Source organism: Dactylosporangium sp. NPDC050588 (assembly GCF_040654975.1).
In the GTDB taxonomy this organism is placed as follows: Bacteria; Actinomycetota; Actinomycetes; order Mycobacteriales; family Micromonosporaceae; genus Dactylosporangium; species Dactylosporangium maewongense.
In genome coordinates this window covers 1-8696 of the sequence record NZ_JBFAJA010000178.1, presented here as the reverse complement: position 1 = coordinate 8696, position 8696 = coordinate 1, and the positions used below count along the sequence as shown (strand labels likewise).

Sequence of the window (8696 nt, the reverse complement as noted above, 5' to 3'; positions counted from 1 at the left end):
AGACACACCGCAACCACCGACTCCGGCCCCACACCCCTGCCCGCAAGGACCCTCGCAAGGCCGGCCGCCCGCGCGTCAAGCTCCGCATACGACACGGACACCCCGTCACCCAGCACCGCCGGCGCATCCGGCGTCCGCGCCACCTGCGCCGCCAGCAACGCCGGAACCGTCCCGGCGGCCACCTCGACCGCGGTATCGTTCCACTCCACCAGCACCCGCCGACGCTCACCAGTACCAAGGACATCCACATCGGACAGTCGCACCGCCGGGTCCACGAGGACGGACTCCAGGACCCGCACCCAGCGCCCGGCCATGTCGACGACGGTGGCGGCGTCGAACAGGTCCGCGGACCCGGTGAACGTGCCACGAAGGCCCGCCGGCGTCTCCGCCATGACGACTTCCAGGTCGAACTTCGCCGCCGAGGTCGCTTCGACCTCGACGGCTCCGGCCGCCGGGCCAGACCCACCGACGGCGACGCCGGGCAGGTCGAGGACCGCGTCGCCGGTGTTCTGCACCGTCAGCATCACCTGGAACAGCGGGTGCCTGGCCAGGGACCGGACCGGCGCCAGCTCCTCCACGAGACGTTCGAACGGCACGTCCTGGTGCTCGAACCCGGCGAGGGCCGTCTCCCGCACCCGGGCGAGCAGCTCAGCGAACGTCGGGTCCCCGGACAGGTCCGTCCGCATCACCAGGGTGTTGACGAAGAACCCGACCAGGTCGTCGAGCGTCTGGTCGGTGCGGCCGGCCGTCGCCGCGCCGATCGGGATGTCGGTGCCGGCGCCGAGCTTCGACAGCAGCACGCCGAGGCCGGCCTGCAGCAGCATGAAGACGGTGACGCCCTCCGCCTGGGCGACCTGCGCCAGGCGGGCGTGCAGGCCAGCGGGCAGTTCCAGGGGGACGACGTGCCCGTGGTGGCCGGCGACGGCCGGCCGCTGCCGGTCCGCCGGCAGGGCCAGGTCTTCGGGTGCGCCGTCGAGGGCCCGCCGCCAGTACGCGACCTGCCGCGAGATGAGGCTGTCCGGGTCGGCCTCGTCGCCGAGGAGCTCCCGCTGCCACAGGGTGTAGTCGGCGTACTGCACGGGCAGCGGCTGCCACGCCGGCGCCTGCCCGGCGAGCCGGGCCTGGTAGGCCGCCGACAGGTCCGCGGCGAGGGGCTCCATCGACCAGGCGTCGCCGGCGATGTGGTGGACGACCACGACGAGGACGTGTTCGCCGGTGCCGTCGCCGAACAGCCAGGCCCGGATCGGCACGTCGGTGGCCAGGTCGAACGTGGTGCGGGTAGCGGCGTCGACGGCTTCGGCGAGGTCCGCCGGTGGCACCTCGGCGACGTGCAGCCGCCAGTCGAGGTCGCCGGCGGGGACGACGAGCTGGGCCGGCTGCCCGTCGACGGTCGGGAACACGGTGCGCAGCACCTCGTGCCGGCCGATCACGTCCCGCAGCGCCGCGTCGAGCGCGGCCGGGTCGACAGCGCCGGCGAGGCCGAGCACCATCGGGATGTTGTACAGCGGGCTGGGCCCCTCGAGGTGGCCGATGAACCAGAGGCGCTGCTGCGCGTAGGACAGCGGCAGCCGCTCCGGCCTGGTCCGCGCCGTCAGGGCCGGCCGGGCTCGTTCGGCCCCGGACACTCTGGTCGCCAGCCCGGCCGGGGTGGGGGCGTCGAACAGGGCCCGCAGCGGCAACTCCGCACCGAAGACGGCCCGGATGCGGCTGACGAGGCGGACGGCGAGGAGCGAGTGCCCGCCGAGGGCGAAGAAGTCGTCGTCGACGCCGACGCTGCCGACGCCGAGCACCTCGGCGAAGGCGAGGCACAGCAGCTCCTCCTGCACGCTGGCCGGGCCACGCCCGCTGCCGGCGTTCGCGGCGAAGTCCGGCGCCGGAAGCGCCCTGCGGTCCAGCTTGCCGTTCACGGTCAGCGGCAGCGCGTCGAGGGTGACGAACGCCGACGGGACCATGTACTCCGGCAGCCGGGACGCGGCGTGCTCCCGCAGCCCGCCGGCCGCGCCGACGACGTAGGCGACGAGCCGTTGGTCTCCGGTCGCGACCACCGCGACCTGCTCGACGTCAGGGTGCGCGGCGAGGACCGCCTGGATCTCCCCCAGCTCGATCCGGAACCCTCGGATCTTCACCTGGTCGTCGGCCCGGCCCAGATAGACCAGGTCGCCGTCGGTGGACCAGCGGACCACGTCACCGGTCCGGTACAACCGCTCGCCGTCGCTGAACGGGTCGGCGACGAACCGCTCGCCGGTCAACCCCGGCCGGCTGACATAGCCGCGGGCCAGTTGGACACCGGCCAGGTACAACTCACCGGCGACGCCGGCCGGCACCGGCGCCAGGCTATCGTCCAGGACGTAGACGCGGGTGTTGAACACCGGCCTGCCGATGGGCACGACCGGCTCTGCGCCAGGCCGGACCTCGAACTCGGTGACGTCCACGGACGCCTCGGTCGGGCCGTACAGGTTGAACAGGCCGACGTCAGGAAGCACCTCGAAGAACCGGTCCCGGGCCGCGACGCCGAGGGCCTCACCGGAGCAGACGACCCGCCGCAACCCGGTGCACGCGGCCGCTTCAGGGGCCGCGAGGAACGCCTCCAACATGGACGGGACGAAGTGGACAGTGTCGACACCGGCGGTGCGGATCAGGTCGGCGATGTAGGACGGGTCCCGGTGACCGCCCGGCTTCGCGATCACCATCGTCGCGCCCTGAATCAACGGCCAGAACAGCTCCCACACCGACACGTCGAACCCGAACGGCGTCTTGTGCAACACCCGATCGCCCTCGGCCAGCCCGAACCGCGACTGCATCCACACCAGGCGGTTCACGATGCCCTCATGCGGCACCACCACGCCCTTCGGCAGACCCGTCGAACCCGACGTGTAGATCACGTACGCCGCATGACCCGGAAGCACCCGCACACCCGGATCCGTGTCCGACCAACCCTCGGCCGAGACGTCGGTCAATACACAGACGGCACCCGCGTCCGCCGCCATGAACGCACTACGATCCACCGGCAGATCCGGATCGATCGGCAGATACGCACCACCGGCCTTCACCACCGCCAGCAACGCCACCACCAGATCCACACCACGCGGAAGACGCACCCCGACCACGGAGTCCGCCCGCACACCCTCAGCAACCAGCCGGTGCGCCAACCGGTTCGACCGCGCATCCAGCTCCCGGTAAGAAACCGTCACGCCCTCGAATACCAGCGCCGCCATCGACGGCGTCCGGCGCACCTGCGCCGCAAACAACGCCGGCAGCGTCCCCGGCGGCACCTCCGCGGCGGTGTCGTTCCAGTCCCGCAGCACCCGGTCCAGCTCGGCCGTGCCGAGCACCCCGAGCTCCGACAGCAGCGTCCGGTCGCCGCCGCGTTCGAGGGCGGGGACGAGGCCGGCGACGACGGTGTGCAGCATGTCCGCGACCGCCGCCGGGTCGATCGGCCCGACCGCGTCGACGGTCAGGCCGAACCAGTCGCCGTCGTCCTCGATCGAGACCGTGATCGGGTAGTTGGTGCTCTCCCGCGAGTACACCGCCTCGACACCCTCGAACCCGTCGCCGCCCGTGCCGGCGTCGCCGGCGCGCGTGCCACCGGAGCCGTTGTGCCGGTAGTTGAACAGGGTCGTGAACAGCGGCTGGTCGCCGGGGACGGCGCTGACCCGCTGCGCCAGGGCGAGGGGGGCGTGCTCGTGTTCGAGGAGCCCGGCGAGCTGCCGGCGCATCGCGTCGACGGCGGCCGTGACGTGCAGGTCGCCGGTGCGGACCCGCACCGGCAGCGTGTTCATGAACAGGCCGGGGACGCGGTCCGATCCGGCGCCGCCGTTCATCCGGCCGAGCAGGACGGTGCCGAAGACGACGTCGTCGCGGCCCGAGACGACGGCGAGGACCCTGGACCAGGCCACGTGCAGCACGGTCGCCGGGCTGACGCCGAGCCGGCGGGCGACCTCACGGAGCCGCCGGCCGAGGGTGGTGTCCAGGCCGACGCCGGCCCGGACGACGCCGGAGCCGTCGCCGCGGACGTCGCTGACCCCGAACGCGGCCGTCGGCTCGTCGACGCCGTCGAGGAGGTCACGGAAGAACGCCTCGTGGCCACCGTCGGCGAGCCCAGCGCGGGCCTGCGCGACGAAGGTGCGGAACGGCAGCGGCGCCGGCAGGGCGTCGGCGCGGCCAAGCAGCACCGCCTCGATCTCCTCGAGGACGACGGCGACGGCCGTGTGGTCCTGGACGAGGTGGTGCATCCGCAGCAGGCCCAGCCACTGACCGTCGCCGGCCGGGGCGACGTGCAGGTCCAGCAGCGGGGCCCGGCCGAGGTCCATCGACAGGCCGACAGCGGACAGCAGCTCCTCCTCGCCGGCGATCCCTTCGACCTCGGTCACGGGCAGCGTCGTGGACCGCCACACGACCTGGACCGGTTCGCGCAGCCCGTCCCAGGCCACCGACGTCCGGTACACGTCGTGCCGGTCGATGACGTGCTGGAACGCGCCGGCGAACGCGTCGAGGCGGCCCCGGTCGGCGAACCGCAGGACGTAGGTGGTGACGTAGGCGTCGGTGCCGCCACCGGCGAGCAGGTGGTGGAACAGGATCCCTTCCTGCAGCGGCGCGAGTGGGTAGATGTCGGCGATGTTCGCCGCGCCGCCGTCGACGGTGCCGGCGACGGTGTCGATCTCCGCCTGGTTCAGCTCGACCAGGGGCAGCAGGTCGGGGGTGATCGCCTGCGCGCCGGCGGGGATCAGGTTCGCCGGCACGTGGACCGCGGCGGGGCCGGCGACCGCGGCCAGCCCGGCCGGGGTCGGGGCCTCGAACAGGGCACGCGCCGACACCGACACGCCCCGCACCCGGAGCCACTCGACCAGCTGCACGGCGAGCAGGGAGTGCCCGCCGAGGGCGAAGAAGTCGTCGTCGACGCCGACGTCGGTGAGGCCGAGGATCTCGGCGAACGCCTGGCAGAGCAGCTCTTCCCGGACGTCGGCGGGGCCGCGGCCGGTGCCGGCGGCCGACGCGAAGTCCGGCGCCGGCAGCGCGGCGCGGTCCAGCTTCCCGTTCGCCGTCAGCGGCAGCGCGTCGAGGACGACGACGGCCGACGGCACCATGTACTCCGGCAGCCGTTCAGCGGCGAACTCCCGCAGCCCGGCACCCGCGCCGACGACGTAGGCGACGAGGCGCCGGTCGCCGGGCTCGTCCTCCCGGGCGATCACCGCGACCCGGGCCACCCCCGGGTGCGCCGCGAGGACCGCCTCGACCTCGCCGGGCTCGATCCGGAACCCGCGGATCTTCACCTGGTCGTCGGCCCGGCCGACGAACACCAGGTCGCCGCCGGTGGTCCAGCGGACCACGTCGCCGGTCCGGTAGAGCCGCTCGCCGCGGCCGGACGGGTCCGCGACGAACCGGGTCGCGGTCAGGGCGGGCCGCCGCACGTAGCCGCGGGCGAGCCCGGACCCGGCGACGTACAGTTCGCCGGCGACGCCCGCCGGCACCGGCGACAGCCGCTCGTCCAGCACGTACACGCGGGTGTTCACGACCGGCCCGCCGATCGCGACCTGACCGGCGGCCGGGTCGCAGCGCCACAGCGTGGCGTCGACGGTCGTCTCGGTCGGGCCGTAGGAGTTGAACATCCGGTGCCCGGCCGCCCACCGCGACATGACCTCCGGCGGGCATGCCTCGCCGGCCACGACGACCGTCACGTCCGGCCCGATCGACGACGGGTCCAGCAGGGCGAGGACGGCCGGCGGCAGCGTCACGAACGTCACCGCCTCGGCCGCCAGCAGCCCGGTCAGCGCCGCACCGAGCCGCTGCCCGGACGGGATGACCACCAGCGCCGCGCCTTGCAGCAGCGCCATGCACCATTCCCAGCCGAACGTGTCGAAGCTCGCCGACGCGAACTGCCCGACCCGGTCGCCGGGGCGCACCCCGAGCAGCCGCGCGTGCCCGGCCGCGAAGCTCGCGAACCCGGCGTGCGACACCAGCACACCCTTCGGCGTGCCGGTCGACCCGGACGTGTAGATCACGTAGGCGGGATGCTGTGGTGTCAGCGTCGCCGGTACGGCGGGAGCGGGCTCGACGGCAGGCAGCGAGCGCTCGTCCAGCACCACCACCGGCGCGCCGGCGTCCCGGACGACGGCTGCGGTGTCCGCGGCGGCGAGGACCACCACGGGGGCGGCGTCGGCCACCATGAACGCGATCCGCTCCGCGGGGTACTCCGGGTCGATCGGCAGGTAGGCCCCGCCGGCCTTCAGCACGCCGAGCAGGGCCACCATCAGCTCGATCCCGCGCCCGAGGCACAGCCCGACGAGACGCTCCGGTCCGGCGCCGAGGTCGGCCAGGTGCCGCGCCACACGGTCGGCGCGGGCGTTGAGCTCGCCGTAGGTCACCGAGACGCCGCCGGCGACGACCGCGACCGCGTCCGGGTCGCGGGCGACCTGCGCCTCGAACAGCTCCGGCAGGGTCTGCTCGGTGAGGGGGGTGGCGGTGTCGTTCCAGTCGACGAGCAGCCGGTGCTGTTCGGCGGCGTCGAGGACGGTCGCGTGGGAGATCGGCGCGTGCGGGTCGGCGGCGAGCGAAGCCAGGACCCGCACCCACCGGCCGGCGATCGTCGCGACCGTCGCGGCGTCGAACAGGTCGGCCGCCCCGGTCAGGATCCCTTCCATGCCGCCGGGTGCGCCGCCGGCGTCGAAGGTCTCCGCGACGATGGTGTTCAGGTCGAAGCGGGCCGCCGACGTCTCGTCCGCCGCTGGGGTCTCGGCTGGTTCCCCACCGGCGACGATGCCGGGCAGGTCGAGGACCGCGCCGGCGGTGTTCTGCACCGTCAGCATCACCTGGAAGAGCGCGTGCCGGGCGAGGGACCGGGCGGGGGCGAGCTCCTCGACGAGACGTTCGAACGGCACGTCCTGGTGGTCGAGGCCCGCGAGGGCCGTCTCCCGGACGCGGCCGAGGAGCTCGGCGAACGTCGGGTCGCCGGACAGGTCGGTGCGCATGACGAGGGTGTTGACGAAGAACCCGACGAGGTCGTCGAGGGCTTCGTCGCCGCGGCCCGCGACCGGGGTGCCGATCGGGATGTCGGTCCCGGCGCCGAGCTTCGACAGCAGGACGCCGAGGCCGGCCTGCAGCAGCATGAAGACGGTGACGCCTTCGGCGCGGGCGATCCGCAGCAGCCGGGCGTGCAGGTCGGCGTCGATCCGGACCGGCACGGTGTGGCCGCGGTGGGTGGCGACGGCGGGCCGCGGCCGGTCGGTCGGCAGGGTCAGCTCCTCGGGCGCGCCGTCGAGGGCCTGCCGCCAGTAGGCGACCTGCCGCGAGATGACGCTGTCCGGGTCGTCCTCTTCGCCGAGCAGCTCACGCTGCCACAGGGTGTAGTCGGCGTACTGGACCGGCAGCGGCTCCCACGCCGGGGCCTGCCCGGCGAGGCGGGCCCGGTAGGCGACGGACACGTCGCCGGCGAGCGGCACCAGCGACCAGCCGTCGCTGGCGATGTGGTGCACGACGACGACCAGCGTCCGGGTGTCCGGTCCGGTGCTGATCAGCGACACCCGGATCGGCAGCTCCGCGGCGAGGTCGAAGGTGTGCCCGGCCGCGGCCGCGATCTCGGCCGGCAGGTCCGCCGGGTCGGCGTCGCGCAGCCGCAGCCGCCAGTCGAGGTCGTCCACGGCGATGACGTGCTGGAACGGCCGGCCGTCCGGCGTGGTCCGCAGCACGGTCCGCAGGACCTCGTGCCGGCCGATGACGTCGAGGAAGGCGGCCTCGAGCGCGGCCGTGTCCACGTCACCGGTCAGCGGCAGGGTGACCGGTTCGTTGTAGGTGGCGCTGGGGCCTTCGAGCTGCCCGATGAACCAGAGCCGCTGCTGGCCGTACGACAGCGGCAGCCGCTCCGGCCGGTCCCACGGCACGAGGGCCGCGCGGGCGCTTCCCGCACCGGACCGTAGCCGACCGGCCAGCTTCGCGGGGCTCGGGGCGTCGAACAGCAGCCGGAGCGGCAGTTCGACGCCGAGGACGGCCCGGATGCGGCTGACGAGGCGGACGGCGAGGAGCGAGTGCCCGCCGAGCGCGAAGAAGTCGTCGTCGACGCCGAGCGTGTCGAGGCCGAGCACCTCGGCGAAGGCGAGGCACAGTAGCTCTTCCTGCACACTCGCCGGCCCGCGACCGGCTCCCGTCGTGAACTCCGGCGCCGGCAGCGCCTTGCGGTCCAGCTTGCCGTTCACCGTCAACGGCAGCGCGTCGAGGGTCACGAACGCGGACGGCACCATGTACTCCGGCAGCCGCGTGGCAGTGTGCTCCCGCAGGCCGTCAATGCTGCCGACGACGTATGCGACCAGTCGGTCGTCGCGGAGCACGACCGCGGCCTGCTCGACGGCAGGGTGCGCGGCGAGGACCGCCTCGATCTCGCCGGGCTCGATCCGGAACCCGCGGACCTTCACCTGCTCGTCCGCCCGGCCGAGATAGACGATGTCACCGTCAGCGGACCAGCGGACCACGTCGCCGGTGCGGTACAGCCGCTCCCCGCTGCCGAACGGGTCGGCAACGAACCGCTCGCCGGTCAGACCGGGCCGGCCCGCGTAGCCGCGAGCCAGCTGGACACCCGCCAGGTACAACTCACCCGCGACACCCACCGGCACCGGGGCGAGGCGGTCGTCCAGGACGTAGACGCGGGTGTTGAACACCGGCTTGCCGATCGGCACCACCGGTGACGCGTCCGGCCGCACCTCGAACTC

At 73.8% G+C, this 8696-nt stretch carries 1 protein-coding gene; it reads right to left on the bottom strand.

From position 1 onward, the window contains the following. The coding region (locus AB0I21_RS56780; RefSeq protein ID WP_360574296.1) for an amino acid adenylation domain-containing protein at positions 1 to 8696 on the bottom strand (8696 nt) is incomplete at both ends.